Here is a 13,512-nt window from a genome sequence, read left to right on the forward strand (position 1 = left end):
GCTATCGCCAAAAAGGCGCTGGACCGCAAAACAGGTGCGCGCGGACTGCGTTCCATCATTGAACAATCGCTGATTGACACCATGTTTGAGTTACCCAACTCCAGCAATGTGGAAAAAGTCGTGGTGGAAGAGTCTACTGTCGATGAAAACAAACCCCCTTTGCTGGTGTACCGAGAGGCCGCTAAAAAGGCTTGATTCCCTAACGGGCTGGTCAGTATCCAGCCCATTTTTTTGATTGGAAGTTTGACCATGTCCGGACAAACCCATTTGCCTTCAGAGCCGATTGATCTGCCCATGTTGCCATTGCGCGATGTCGTGGTGTTTCCTCACATGGTCATTCCTTTATTTGTGGGGCGACCTAAAAGCATCAAGGCCTTAGAAACTGCGATGGGTGCTGACCGTAGCATCATGCTCGTAGCTCAAAAAACTGCGGCCAAAGATGAACCTGCAGTCGCAGATATGTTCCAGGTCGGTTGTGTATCGACCATTTTGCAAATGCTCAAATTGCCCGATGGCACGGTCAAGGTACTGGTCGAGGGGCAGCAACGCGCCGTCGTCAATCACATTGAAGATGGCCCTTTGCATTTTGTGTGTAACCTTACCCCTGTCAACCTCGCCCCTTCCTCAGAGACGGACACCGAAGTAGAAGCCTTGCGCCGAGCGGTCATGCAGCAGTTTGACCAGTATGTCAAGTTGAACAAAAAAATTCCGCCTGAGATCTTGACATCTATTGCCAGCATTGACGACCCCGGTCGACTGGCTGACACCATTGCTGCTCACTTGCCGTTAAAGCTTGAAAATAAGCAAGCGGTGCTGGACTTGCCCGAAGTCAAAGGGCGTTTGGATAATTTATTTACACAGCTCGAAAGAGAAGTGGATATTTTGAACGTCGATAAGCGTATTCGCGGACGCGTCAAACGTCAGATGGAAAAAAATCAACGTGATTTTTATTTGAATGAGCAGGTCAAAGCCATTCAAAAAGAACTTGGCGAAGGCGAAGAGGGCGCTGACATCGAAGAGATTGAGAAAAAGATCAAGGCAGCCCGCATGCCAACAGAGGCACGTAAAAAAGCCGATGCTGAATTGAAGAAATTGAAATTGATGTCCCCCATGTCGGCTGAGGCCACGGTGGTGCGCAATTACATTGATGTGATGGTCAACCTGCCTTGGAGCAAGAGAACCAAGATCAAGCATGATTTGATGAATGCCGAGGCTGTGTTGAACGAAGACCATTTCGGCCTTGAAAAAGTCAAAGACCGCATCTTGGAATATTTGGCAGTCCAGCAACGCGTCGATAAAGTCAAAGCACCTATATTGTGTTTGGTCGGCCCTCCTGGGGTTGGTAAAACATCACTGGGCCAATCCATTGCCAAAGCCACAGGACGCAAGTACGTCCGCATGGCGCTGGGTGGAATGCGTGACGAAGCGGAAATTCGTGGTCACAGACGCACCTACATTGGCGCATTGCCTGGCAAGGTGATGCAAAACCTGACCAAAGTGAGTACGCGTAATCCGCTGTTCTTGCTGGATGAAATCGACAAGCTTGGCTCAGATTTCAGAGGTGACCCTTCAAGTGCATTGCTAGAGGTGTTGGACCCTGAACAAAACAATACGTTCAACGATCACTATGTCGAAGTGGATTTTGACTTGAGTGATGTGATGTTTGTGGCGACCTCCAACTCCATGAATATTCCGCCAGCCTTGCTCGATCGCATGGAAGTCATTCGATTGTCTGGTTACACCGAGGACGAAAAAATCAATATCGCCTTGCGTTACCTTATTCCCAAGCAGTTGAAAAACAATGGCATCAAGGAAGAAGAATTGCTGATTGAGGAATCTGCGGTTCGCGATATCGTGCGGTATTACACGCGCGAAGCAGGTGTGCGTTCGCTTGAGCGGGAAATTTCAAAGATCTGCCGTAAGGTGGTAAAGGCATTGTTACTGAAGTCACTCAAGCCTTTGGTCAAAGTCAATGCAGAGAACTTGAACGACTTTCTCAGCGTGCGCAAATACACGTATGGTCGTGCAGAGCAACAAAACCAGGTGGGTCAAGTGGTGGGACTGGCATGGACAGAGGTGGGTGGCGATTTGCTCACCATCGAAGCAGCCACCATGCCTGGCAAGGGCACCATCACGCGGACCGGCTCTTTGGGTGATGTCATGAAGGAATCGGTTGAAGCCGCGCGCACCGTGGTGCGAAGCCGTGCCCTTGCGCTAGGTATCAAGCCTTCATCCTTTGAGAAAACTGATATTCATATTCACGTGCCAGACGGCGCTACGCCTAAAGACGGTCCAAGCGCAGGTGCGGCCATGACCTTGGCTATAGTGTCCGCACTCACTGGCATACCCGTGCGCAGTGACGTTGCCATGACCGGCGAAATCACTTTACGCGGCGAAGTCACCGCGATTGGTGGTCTGAAGGAAAAACTGCTTGCCGCACTGAGGGGCGGAATTAAAACAGTATTAATTCCCGAAGAGAACGTCAAAGATTTGCAGGAAATTCCTGACAATGTGAAAGCCAATCTGGAAATCGTGCCCGTGCGGTGGCTGGATAAGGTTCTGGAAATAGCGCTGGAACATATGCCTACGCCCATACCTGAGGAAGAGGCCGAAGTTCCTGTGGCTGCAAAAGTAGAGGATGTACCCACAGTGGCGGTCAAACATTGATTCATCACAGCGGCAAAACCAGCCATTTATAGGCTATACTTTGCCCCTCATGCGGGAGTAGCTCAGTTGGTAGAGCGCAACCTTGCCAAGGTTGAGGTCGCGAGTTCGAGACTCGTCTCCCGCTCCAAATAAAAAGGGAAGCAGCAGCTTCCCTTTTTTCTCGATAACGGCGCGATAGCAAAGCGGTTATGCACCGGATTGCAAATCCGTGTAGGTCGGTTCGACTCCGGCTCGCGCCTCCATATTAAATAAGTCTTTAAACCGAAGTAATTGCTAACTTAATTCGAGTTAAGTAGATCATGTAGCCACCATGTAGCCAGCGGAGCGTCTATTTGGTACGCAATTCATCAAGGCGTAATTTTGATTTGAATAATCAAGGCTTCGTAGTTCATGCCAGCAAGCCTCTATAACGGCCTCATAACGACCGTAGGCGCTAGATTTGAACCAAGCCAAGGTTCTCTCACTGTTAGATGCTGCCAAGCGCCATGTGGGGCTGTGGTGGGGCTGATTTGCCGAAATCTGATTCTCCCAGTCGTTGTGCTGCCTCCCACGGGGTAATCCAACACACGTGGCGCCCAAATCCTCAATGTTTTCGAGGCTTGCAGCAGGGTTTCGTGTCACGTGCTACAGAACGTGCTACACAAAAACCACACTTTTTTGCAATACTTTTGTATCGCATAAATCACTTTACCACAGCTGTGCACATTTGCCAAGCAGCGTTACTTAAGTGACGCTGTGCAGCTGTGGGGCTGCGCTGTTAGTCTTAAATTGAGACTAAGCACGAGGTGCGCTGACTGCTTTGAATCTGGTGTTGGGCAAGGGTGCTGACAGCGCGGGCTGAGCAGCTGCTGCACGTGCAGCACCTACGCCTTGCGGCACAGCAGCTGTTGCACTGCGGGCTGTGTTTGCAGCTGGTGTTGCTGTGCTCAACGCGGGCTTGGCTGTGGGCTGCGCTTGCTGTGCGCTAGGTGGCTGAGCATTGTGAGCTTGAGCTTTGTGTGCTTGTGGCTTATTTGCTGATGCGGTTTTTTCATCAGCTTTGGGCACGGGTGCTGTCACATGCTGCAATGGTGGGGGCAAGCGTTTGGGTGGTGCAGGTTTGGCAGTGCTTGTGCCAGCACCGCGCTTGCTGGCAGACTTTCGCGCAGCAGCACGTTCTGCCTTTTGCTTTGCCTCAGCCTCTGCTTGCTGCGCCACAGCAGTCCAAGTGTTGTCACTTATCATCTTCCAAAGTGCCAGTGTGTCAGCAGCACTGGCGAATTCATTTATTTTCATATTCTTATCATCCTCACAAGTACTTATCATGTTTAATACTGTTGTGAAAATGATGTGATGGGAGTAAATTAGCTAAGCTATGAAACAGTATTGGCGCCAGTAAAATTAGTTGATATTGGCTTGGAGTAATACAACAACCTGAAATTAATTAGATGTTTACACGATTACTATCATTATTCACAATACTTGGTTTATTGATTTACAGTTCTTCTTATGCAGATACTATAAGCAATCTCCCGCACTGCCAACTTGATAATAATGGTTATTATTATTGGAACAATTGTTTTGGCTCTCAGACTTTTGATTATTTCCCAAAGGGAGGTAGCAATGGTGTAAGGTATGGCTATCAAAATCAGAGGATAAAGGGCAATGCGAATATATATACTGGTGAGTGGAAATCTAACAAGCCAAATGGGTACGGAGAAATCATATTTGCTGATGGCTCGAGCTACAAAGGACAGTGGATAAATGGCTTCTTTCATGGCAATGGATATTTTATTCATTCTCTTGGAAGCGAAGAAAGAGGAGTATTTGTAAATGGAAGATTACACGAGGGTGTAAGAAAGTTAAGTAATGGATTGGAAGCTGATTTTAAAAATGGGCAACCAATATCTTCTTATGAGCCCTCAAAAGGAAATCAAAATTTAAGTAAAGCTCAAAACAATATTCCTACTACTACTGATAATCAAAGACTTGAATCTGACCTCACAAAATCACAACTAGAACAAGACCGCCAACTGTTAGCAGAAGAAAGAAGAAGGCTTGATGCTGACAAAGAACAGCGTGAACGAGAAAGAAAAACCAGTCGCATCTTTATAACTGCATCAGCCACTCAACCAGATGACAATGGTGATTTTTCTATTTCTATTCAAACAGCAGCTGATACTGCAAGTCTCAAAATTGATGGAGATGAGCAAGGTGGAAAACGAGATGGCAACTATGTAATTCGTCGTGTGGCTCGCGTGGGCGAACAAAATGTTTACACAATTACAGCTAGGGATGTATATGGCAATACTGACTCAAAAACTATTTCTGTCGTAAGACAAGTTGCTGACTCAGCTCCTACGGTACCAAAATTAAATCCAGCAAACGTACAAGTAAAACAATCAAGAGATGCTGTGGCAATCATCGTAGGTATTGAGAATTACAAACGTGTTGCCAAAGCTGATTTTGCAAATGCAGATGCCAAAGATTTTTATACCTACGCAAATCGTGCGCTAGGCATCAAACCAGAAAATATCAAACTACTTGTGGATGAAGGTGCTGGCGATATTGAAATATTGAGTGCATTTCAAAACTGGTTGCCCCTCAAAGTAAACAAAGGCAAAACTGATGTTTACGTTTTCTACAGCGGACATGGTTTCCCCAGTCAAGATGGTAAAGGTTTGTATTTCTTGCCTTTCAATGTGGATAAACAATACCTTGATAGAACCTCTGTCAAGCAAAGGGAACTTATTGCAGCTTTACAGACAGCACAAGCCAAGTCAGTTACTTTGTTTATTGATGCCTGCTACAGTGGACAAACAAGAAATGGTGAAACACTCGTAGCTGGTATCAAACCACTTGCGCCTAAAATTGATGAGCAAGCCTATCCACCAGATTTCACAGTCATCACTGCATCTGCATTTGACCAATTGTCATCAGCCAGTGCTGATTTGAAACATGGCATCTTTAGCTTTTACTTGATGAAGGGTATGGAAGGTGATGCGGACGAGAACAAGGATGGAAGAATCACAGCAGGCGAGCTACAGCGTTATCTATCTGACAGGGTTGGGCGACAAGCAATGGGCATGAACCGCACACAGAACACACAGTTATTTGGCGATGCTGACAGAGTGCTGGTTGGGCGATGAATTTTTAATTTGATTTAAAACTATGTTCAAACTACTCACTGTTCTACTTGCAGCATTATTTCTATGTACGAATATTGCGCGAGCTGGAGATTTAGAAGATGGCAATGCTGCGTATGACAAAAAGGACTATTTAACAGCATTTATAAAATATGAAAATGAAGCGGCTAAGGGAAATGCAAAAGCTCAACGCATGCTTGGAAGTTTGTTTTATCACGGGCTAGGTGTTGAGACAAACCATATTGAAGCCATGCGCTGGTTTAAGTTGGCAGCTCTACAAGGAGAATCAACGGCGCAGTTTAAACTCGCATTGCAATATTTCAGTGGAGAAATAGTTGTTCAAAATTACACTGAAGCTGAGTATTGGTTTAAATTATCTTCTGCACAAGGTCTTGCAGAGTCTCAGTTATTCCTTGGGCTAATGTATAAAGAAGGTTATGGAGTAGCTAAAGACTTTGCACGTGCTCAAATGTGGTTACGTCTTTCAGCAAAAAATGGTAATGACGACGCACCAAAAATACGAGATTCACTGTCTACCCAAATGACAACTCAGCAGCTTGCAAGAGCTCAAAGCCTAGCAAAAGAATGCTTAGCCAATAACTATAAAAACTGTGGAGGTGAGCTTGACCCTGTATTGCCCAAGCAAATTACCACTGCTCAAACCAATTCAGTTAACAAGCCTACAGATTCACAAACGACAGCAAAGCGAGCGCAAACAATCGCGCTGCAAGTCACTGCCACAGAGCCAGATGCCGCTGGCGCTGTGTACATCTCAGTTCAATCCAATGTAAGTACCACATCATTAAAAATTAACGATGAGGAACAAGGTGGCGATAGCGTTGGTAAGTATTCAATAAAGAAATTTGCTATGGTTGGCAAGCCAACTACTTTCACCATTGTTGCCACAGACAGCAATGGGAATACAGACACTAAAACGGTTACTGTCACACGCAAAGCTGTTGATTCAGCACCAGTGTTCACACAGTTAAATCCCAACAACGTAAAAGAACACTCCAAGCGTGATGCTGTAGCCATCATCATTGGCATACAAGATTACAAACGTTTGGCACGTGCAGAATATGCCAACACTGATGCACAAGTGTTTTATGACTATGCTGTGCGAGCTTTGGGAATTCCAGCTGCCAATATCAAATTACTTGTGGATGCAGATGCAGAGCAATTGGAAGTTTACAAAGCGCTACGCAATTGGTTGCCAGCAAAAGTAAACAAAGGTAAAACTGATGTGTATGTTTTCTACAGTGGACATGGACTGCCAGCAGAAGATGGCAAGTCCTTGTACTTGCTGCCCTACGGTGCTGACAAAGATTTCTTAGACAAAACTGCCATCAGTCAGCAAGAAATCAACAACATGCTGAAAGCAGCTCAAGCCAAGTCCATCACCTTGTTCTTAGACAGTTGCTACAGCGGACAATCACGTACTGGTGAAACTTTGTTGGCAAGTGCTAGACCAATTGCACTAAAAGCACAATCAAGTGCTTTCCCACCAGAGTTCACAGTGATAACTGCTACTGCACCAGAACAGATGTCGTGGTCAAGTCCAGAACTAAAGCATGGCATCTTCAGCTACTACTTGATGAAGGGCATGGAAGGAGATGCTGACTTGAACAAAGATGGCGTGATTAACATGCAAGAAATGCAAAACTACTTGACGGACAACGTGGCTCGTCAAGCTCAGCGCAATGGACGCACTCAGTTGCCACAACTGCAAGGCGATGGCATGCGAGTGTTGGTTGCCAAGTAATCTAGTAACACCAAATTGAAAAAACCCGCACATCACATGCGGGGGTTTTTGTTAGAGCTTATTGAGCAAACCTCTCCCGCACAGCAGCACTGGCTGAATCAATCTGTGCATCCAAGTCACCTGCTTCCACAGCTGTTTTGACTGCTGTGAGCACAGTCATTAGCTCAGCTGCATTGCCAACTTCAATGCTGTTCTTGCCCTTTGCCAGTTCCAGCACACGTGTGCCATAACGCACTTGCAAACACACCTTGCCAGTGTCTGCAACAAACCACCATTGTTTGACACGCTTGACGGCTTGTACTGTGCGGCGCTCACGCTTGTACAACACCACTTCACCACCACGTGCGTGTGCGAGATTTTCAGTAACAAGTGTGACTTCTAATTTCACTGCGCCGTCCTTAGTTATTACAACAGCAGTGTATTTTCAAAAGTTAAAACGTGCGATTGATTTCTTGTGCCGCCTAATAAAAAAAGCCCTGTTTAATTTGTTTGGCAGGGCTTGATTTATTTTTTGACAACTTTTTATTTGGCTACAAAGAAAGAGTAAGAAAGTTTTTCAGTTTCAACAAACTCTATATTTTGTTTGGTCTACCTTCATACGTTTTCTTTTCTTGCTCTGCTTCAATGAGTGATTTTTTATAATAGGACTTTAATGTGTTTGTGATTTCTGAATCTTCAATTGTTTGACAGTTAAACACTCTTTCTTTAGATTCGTATTGCAAATTAAATTCATCATTTTCTATAGTAATAAAATTTAATGTATCCCTGTGAAGTCTTGCAGATTTTGATTCTTTCTTCAGTCTTGAAGTCAACTCAAATTCAATTGTTCTATTATTTATTTTTATGTTTATTGATTTCTTTGTAGAATTTAAATTTTGTTCATTTAGTGTGCTTGCGAAGTAAATTGCAGAACCATCGCTGACAACTCTGTAGCCAGGGGGTCCATTTCCAGTTGAACAAGCCAAAACAAATTTAGGTAATTCAAGCGGTTTGGTTGAAGTTGTTTGCGTGAAAGCCAATGATGACGAAAAAAAAATTATCAATAGAAATATGTTTCGAAAGGTGATTTTCATAAAAAACTCCAAAATATTTCCATTAATATATCGTATATCTTATTTGTAACTTAAATAAATCAATTTATAAAATTTTATTGTAAATGCTTCATCATCAAGTTGGATAATAATATTTTAATCAAAAAGCAACCAGTTCCATTACTACCAAATAGTGCTTAGTAAAACACTTGGGAGAACCACAGGATTTCTTTTGTTTGCAGAACCTAAACCGTGCTACGTTCGTGCTATGGAAATTTGTAGCACGTTTTCTGCTGCAAACCCAATGAATATGGTGGCATGGAGTGGAATCGAACCACTGACACGCGGATTTTCAATCTGTTAGATGCTGCTTATTGCTAAATCCGGGCAATTTAGGCATTTCATCTGAAAATGAGTAATATGTGAGACTATGAATTCCCTTGACACCATTAACTTTGAACTCTTTTGAATCTGCCAATCAATAAATGAAAAAAATGAAAATCCAGAAAAAAATAGCGATTTTGATATTGACTTTGATCATGAACACTAATGCATTTGCATTTTTTTTCTTTTTTCCCATACCCAATTTCGCTAAGCCCCCGCAATTACAAAAAATCATTGATGCACTTGAAACATCAGATGAAACAAAAGCAGTAGCATTTGTCTCTGAAAATAAATCCTTCGGAACGAAGCAGTGGATCTGGGGAAATATTGCTGGAGAAATGACGCAAGAAGAGGCGGATAAACAGGCATTGATGGTTTGTGACAAAGGTTTACAAAAAGCAAAAAACGAAAAAGTAGGAGGTAAACCACTTTATGACTTTGAGACAAAGCAGTGTGAACTTTATGAGTTTAAAAATAAAAGTGTCAAATTACCTACTAATGGACAGGCCAAAATTAGTTCATCTAGCCAGCAAATCTCAGCAAGTCAAATTGAAAATAATTCATCTGCATTGACTGAAAAGATCAAGTTATTTAAGTTTCCATTAGGTTGGGTAGACAATCCAATTTCAGATAACTTGAAAAATAGCGGTAGTTTTCTCTTCAAAACAAATAAAACAATTGATACAGGACTCTTATTCACTGCGACCAACAAAAACCAAATCACAGATGTCAAAATTTTTACTCAAACAAGTAAAAACACACTTGAAGGGGTGCTAGATGCACCTAAATCCAGCGAAATTACTCAAGTCATCATCAGCGATGAAAAATTGATCGAATTTACAGTGATTGGGAATTTAAAAACTGGTAGCAAGCTTCAAGTGAAGTATCTGAGAATGTTTTTGGAATTGGAAAATCAAATTATCACTATAACCTTATGGTCTGGGGCAACAAATTTTGATTTTCATAGAACTGAATACGACACTTTGATGAAAAATCTGATCGTGTATTTGAAGGGCAAGGAAAATATAGAAGAAACCAATCCGTACCCTGATAAATCTAAAATTACAGAAATTCCTGAAAGATGCAAGGCTCTTGGTTTCCAGGAAAATACCAATCAATACCAATTATGCATAAATGAATTATCGAAATGATGATGCGAAGAATAATTTCATGCTTATTTTCTTGTATTTCCCTTGTCAATGGGGCAACAGCACAGGAATGGTGCACTGCCATTGATAGATCGAAATGGGATCAATGCAAAGGTGAATATTTTTTCAAAGACCCTGAAAATGGACAAATATTTAAGATAGTTTCTTTTTTTAAAAATGGCAATTCATCGGGTGATGCTGAATTATTTTACTCCGATCAATCTAAATATATCGGCGAAATACTTAATGGAAAACGAGATGGAAGGGGAATATATTATTTATCTAATGGGAATCGTCTAATTGGAAGTTGGAAGAGCGATAAATTACATGGTCCAGGATTGGAAATTTCCAAAGATGGGAAGATTTTGAAGGAGGGCAAATGGCAATTCGGTGAACTATTAGATGCCAATTTAACGGTCAACGTGAAAGAGAATAAATCTAAGTATGCCAAAGAATTTAAAGAAATTGCAGTCAGCAGTGCATCAGGTTGTAAATTTATTTTTTATGCAAAAGTAGAAAATATTTCCCAATTAAATAATCCTAAGCTTAATTGGAATGGTGCTTGTGACAATGGTTTTTTGAGCGGTTATGGTGAGATTGATCTTCGATTTGATAAATTGGTTGAATACAAAGTCAAAGGTGATTTTAAAAATGGACAAATGTCAGGCTTTGTTGAAGGCGTTGCAATTTTTGAGGGGTATAGAGCTACTTTCAAGGCAGAAGTAAAAGATGGAATGAATTTATTTGGAATTATTGAAATGGAGACTAAAACAGGGTCCAAAATCATTTATTCTGGAGAGGCCTATTATTTGACATTCGAAGGTCGTGGGATTCTTAACAACGTGACCCAAGGAATTGTGATTGACGGCTCTTTCAAAAACGGTAAAGCCAACGGTTATGCTGTTATTACCAACAAAAAAACCAACGATCGCTACGAAGGAGAAGTGGTCGATGGCTTGAAAAATGGCAGAGGCATATTTTCGTATGGAGATGGCAAACCAAATCAAGAAGGTATTTGGAAAGATGATTTGTTGGTCAAGAGTAAAAAAATCAATGTCAACGACATTGATTCAATGAATCAAAATAAAACTGAATTAGTTATAGGAAAAGATATTGAAAATAAATCCTTCGATTCAAAAAAATCTCTGAACTTGAATGTTGATATCAACTCACCTGATAAAGATGGCGTCGCCACCTTGAAAATTAAATCCAATCGCGCATTAATCAGTTTGAAGGTAGATGCTGAGGAATTTGGAGCCAGTGTTGATGGTCAATATTCCGTTGCACGGATTCCCAAAATAGATGGTGAAACTCAATACAAGATCACAGCAATTGACTCTTTTGGTAATAAAGCGGTCAAAGTGGTAAGTATCAACCGGAACATTGCTTCCTCCAGTCCCCGAGCTGTAAGTGAACTTCGCCCGCAAAATATCAAACTCAATAAGTCGAACTCAGAAGCCGTTGCCATAATCATTGGTGTTGAAAAATATAAACGTTTGAGTAAAGCTGACTATGCAAACGATGATGCCCGTGCTTTTTATGATTATGCAGTCAGGGCACTTGGTATCAGGCCTGATAACATCAAATTGTTGGTCGATGAAAATGCAGATGCGGCAGAAATTTATCGCGCTTTCCAAAATTGGTTGCCGTTGAAAACCCAAAAAACCAAGTCAGACATTTTTGTATTTTTCAGCGGTCATGGAATGCCTTCTCAGGATGGAAGCGCCTTGTACTTGTTGCCATGGGGTGTTGACAAGGACTTTGTAGAGAAAACCGCTATCAATCAACAAGAGCTCATAGCCTCATTGCTATTTGTCCAACCGCGAACCGTGACTATGTTCATTGACAGTTGCTACAGCGGTCAAACGAGGGGAGGTGAAACCCTTTTGGTCGGTGCAAGACCTATTGCTATAAAAGCCCATGAATCTGCTTATCCCCCCAACTTCACTGTCATCTCGGCATCGTCAAATGATCAAATTTCCTCAGCTAGCCCAGACTTGAAGCATGGCATCTTCAGTTACTTTCTGATGAAAGGAATGGAGGGTGACGCGGATTTGAGCAAAGACGGCAAGATCACAGCATCGGAGATGCAGGAATACCTGACTGAAATGGTTGGCAGGCAAGCAATGGGGATGAACCGCAAGCAGCAACCTCAGCTATTTGGGGATGCAGAAAGAGTGTTGGTCGGACGCTAAACTATTTAAATTTTGAGAACACGGTGATAACTATTAACAGCAATTTTTTCGCCTCGTACACCCAGAATGCAAGTAATCAAAGAGGCTCGAAGAGAAGTATCCATGCTTACAAAAGGTCTTAAAATTCTGTGGAAAAAACATCCTTAATTGCTTATTTTTTTAAAGAGGTAAAATATGAAATTCAGTTTAGTAATTCCTTTTATTGCTTTGTTTTTTGCGGTATCAGTCAAAGCTGAAACCTGTTTGCCTGTTGCAGGGTTGCAGTTTGAGAAAATTGGTTTAACAGTATTGTTAGTATCTAAAGATGGTAAAAATTTAGGAACTATCGGGTTATATGGTGGTATACCTGACGGGAAACTAGAATTTAGATTTTTTACTCCAACAATTTGTGATGGCAGTCAGAATGCTCAACTGCATATTAATGGATCACTTTTCACAATAGAAAGAATAAAACCTTTTAAGTGAGTTCCCTTGAAAACAACTATCTTATTTGTTACCTATGGTTGTTCACCCGGAAAACCACTCTAGCTAAATCACATGAGGCAGGCATTTCGTATCTTTCTCATTGTGTTTTTGGCATATTTCATGTGCCTCGGAAATCTGTTTTCACAAGAATGTCGTGCAGTTACAGACTGTTCAACAGGAAGATGTATTGCAACTACAGTTTGTGGGCGTGAGAGTCCAGCAATTTTTAAAGATAATTCAATACCGGATAAATACTTAAACCCTGAACGATATGAACTCGAAAAAGAGCGTCAACGATTGGCTGAAGAAAAGCGAAAGTTTGAAGCAGAGAAGACACTGAGAGACCAAGAAGCAAGAAAGGTAACTGAAGAAAAGCGCCGATTTGACGCTGAGAAAGAACAAAGAGAACAAGAGAAGAAATCAAGTCGCATTGCTATAAAAGGTAGTGCATCGCAACCAGATGGTAATGGTGACTTCACAATCACCATTCAAACAGGTGCAGATACAGCAAGTCTCAAAATTGATGGTGAAGAACTTGGTGGCAAACGAGACGGCAACTACATCATCAAACGAGTAGCTCGTGTTGGCGAAAACAATTCATACTCAATCACAGCACGAGATGTCTTCGGTAATACAGACTCAACAACTGTCACTGTTGCCCGACAAGTTGTTGACTCCCGACCAGCAATACCAAGATTGAACCCTGCAAGTGTCAAAGTTCAACAGTCACGAGAT

Annotated in this window: 10 protein-coding genes, 2 tRNA genes and 1 pseudogene; 10 read left to right on the plus strand and 3 right to left on the minus strand. The window is 42.3% G+C overall.

Annotated features, from left to right (window positions below; all coding sequences use genetic code 11):
• From AC9UG7_RS08120 to AC9UG7_RS08135, 4 genes are all read left to right on the plus strand, one after another.
• A partial coding sequence (locus tag AC9UG7_RS08120) for a ClpB D2-like domain containing protein (RefSeq protein ID WP_509586407.1) occupies nt 1-195 on the plus strand: 195 nt, incomplete at its 5' end.
• Nucleotides 196-249: 54 nt separating this feature from the next.
• Nucleotides 250-2,667: an endopeptidase La gene (gene lon / locus AC9UG7_RS08125; RefSeq protein ID WP_509586409.1), complete on the plus strand. Its 2,418-nt coding sequence runs from the start codon at nt 250-252 to the stop codon at nt 2,665-2,667.
• 51 nt (nt 2,668-2,718) lie between these two features.
• Nucleotides 2,719-2,794 (plus strand) — tRNA-Gly (locus AC9UG7_RS08130).
• Between the two features lie 41 nt (nt 2,795-2,835).
• A tRNA-Cys gene (locus AC9UG7_RS08135) sits at nt 2,836-2,909 on the plus strand.
• 532 nt (nt 2,910-3,441) lie between these two features.
• Here the strand turns inward: AC9UG7_RS08135 and AC9UG7_RS08140 are convergent.
• Nucleotides 3,442-3,942, minus strand: coding sequence for a hypothetical protein (locus AC9UG7_RS08140; RefSeq protein WP_509586411.1), 501 nt, complete (start codon nt 3,940-3,942; stop codon nt 3,442-3,444).
• Nucleotides 3,943-4,094: 152 nt separating this feature from the next.
• Between AC9UG7_RS08140 and AC9UG7_RS08145 the strand changes: the two genes are divergently transcribed.
• Together AC9UG7_RS08145 and AC9UG7_RS08150 are read left to right on the plus strand one after the other, a co-directional pair.
• Nucleotides 4,095-5,795 carry a caspase family protein gene (locus AC9UG7_RS08145; protein ID WP_509586413.1) on the plus strand — a complete coding sequence of 567 codons (1,701 nt, stop codon included), beginning with the start codon at nt 4,095-4,097 and terminating at the stop codon, nt 5,793-5,795.
• Between the two features lie 22 nt (nt 5,796-5,817).
• Nucleotides 5,818-7,554 (plus strand): caspase family protein, encoded by a 1,737-nt coding sequence (locus AC9UG7_RS08150; protein ID WP_509586415.1) that lies wholly within the window; start codon nt 5,818-5,820, stop codon nt 7,552-7,554.
• Nucleotides 7,555-7,612: 58 nt separating this feature from the next.
• On the opposite strand, the gene AC9UG7_RS08155 is transcribed toward AC9UG7_RS08150, so the two are convergent.
• A complete protein-coding gene (locus tag AC9UG7_RS08155) occupies nt 7,613-7,942 on the minus strand; it encodes a DUF6641 family protein (RefSeq protein ID WP_509586417.1) in 330 nt (109 codons plus the stop codon).
• 184 nt (nt 7,943-8,126) lie between these two features.
• Nucleotides 8,127-8,627 carry a hypothetical protein gene (locus tag AC9UG7_RS08160; RefSeq protein ID WP_509586419.1) on the minus strand — a complete coding sequence of 167 codons (501 nt, stop codon included), beginning with the start codon at nt 8,625-8,627 and terminating at the stop codon, nt 8,127-8,129.
• Nucleotides 8,628-9,070: 443 nt separating this feature from the next.
• On the opposite strand from AC9UG7_RS08160, the gene AC9UG7_RS08165 reads away from it, so the two are divergent.
• The 4 genes and pseudogenes from AC9UG7_RS08165 to AC9UG7_RS08180 all read left to right on the plus strand — a co-directional run.
• Nucleotides 9,071-10,120: a hypothetical protein gene (locus tag AC9UG7_RS08165; RefSeq protein ID WP_509586421.1), complete on the plus strand. Its 1,050-nt coding sequence runs from the start codon at nt 9,071-9,073 to the stop codon at nt 10,118-10,120.
• The gene (locus AC9UG7_RS08170) at nt 10,117-12,312 is read left to right on the plus strand and encodes a caspase family protein (protein WP_509586423.1); all 2,196 of its coding nucleotides are present in this window, start codon (nt 10,117-10,119) and stop codon (nt 12,310-12,312) included. Before AC9UG7_RS08165 ends, AC9UG7_RS08170 begins: the two co-directional genes overlap by 4 nt.
• A 174-nt stretch (nt 12,313-12,486) precedes the next feature.
• On the plus strand, nt 12,487-12,777 hold the full coding sequence (locus AC9UG7_RS08175; RefSeq protein ID WP_509586425.1) for a hypothetical protein: 291 nt from the start codon (nt 12,487-12,489) through the stop codon (nt 12,775-12,777).
• A 72-nt stretch (nt 12,778-12,849) separates the two neighbouring features.
• Nucleotides 12,850-13,512, plus strand: a pseudogene (locus AC9UG7_RS08180) (hypothetical protein); the annotation flags it as partial.

It is taken from the genome of Limnohabitans sp. (assembly GCF_046052765.1).
GTDB lineage: Bacteria > Pseudomonadota > Gammaproteobacteria > Burkholderiales > Burkholderiaceae_C > Limnohabitans.